Source organism: Vibrio sp. CUB2, assembly GCF_001557945.1.
GTDB lineage: Bacteria > Pseudomonadota > Gammaproteobacteria > Enterobacterales > Vibrionaceae > Vibrio > Vibrio owensii.
Window position 1 is genome coordinate 1 of the sequence record NZ_LNRB01000071.1, and the last position, 668, is coordinate 668.

The following is a 668-nucleotide window of genomic DNA, read 5'->3' on the forward strand; positions in this document are numbered from 1 at the left end:
TAAAAGTGACATTCCCAAGAACACTTGAATGTGTTTTTTGGTGTTTGTCATAAAGACAAACATTGAGAACTTTACAAACAATCTTAAAGATTGTTTTGTCAGCTTTCCAAATTGTTAAAGAGCTAATCACTTCCTAAGAAGTCATTTTCTAAAGACTTTCAGAGTCGAAGATTCTAACCACGTACGTTTTACTGAAGTGGTTTGGAATTCCTATCCAAAAATACTTAGAGAATGGTGGGCGATACCGGGCTCGAACCAGTGACCCCCTGCTTGTAAGGCAGGTGCTCTCCCAACTGAGCTAATCGCCCACATAAGTTTTGATTCTTCGTGGAGAAGAATGGTGGGTCGTGCAGGATTCGAACCTGCGACCAATTGATTAAAAGTCAACTGCTCTACCAACTGAGCTAACGACCCAATGGTATCCCGTAGGGGAGTCGACCCCCTGTTACCGCCGTGAAAGGGCGGTGTCCTAGGCCTCTAGACGAACGGGACACTGGATTGAAGATATTGGGATATCTTCGTCTCTTTTACTTATAAACCGTATCAATCTGTGTGGACACTCATCGTGTATAATCATCGTTTAAGGAGGTGATCCAGCGCCAGGTTCCCCTAGCGCTACCTTGTTACGACTTCACCCCAGTCATGAACCACAAAGTGGTAAGCGTCCT

The 668-nt window shown here is 44.5% G+C and carries 3 tRNA genes and 1 rRNA gene; all 4 read right to left on the minus strand.

Annotation, left to right across the window (positions count from 1 at the left end):
* Nucleotides 1-232: 232 nt before the first annotated feature.
* A tRNA-Val gene (locus ATB78_RS27875) sits at nt 233-308 on the minus strand.
* A 30-nt stretch (nt 309-338) separates the two neighbouring features.
* Nucleotides 339-414, minus strand: a tRNA-Lys gene (locus ATB78_RS27880).
* A 2-nt stretch (nt 415-416) separates the two neighbouring features.
* Nucleotides 417-492, minus strand: a tRNA-Glu gene (locus ATB78_RS27885).
* Between the two features lie 89 nt (nt 493-581).
* Nucleotides 582-668, minus strand: a 16S ribosomal RNA gene (locus tag ATB78_RS27890); the annotation flags it as partial.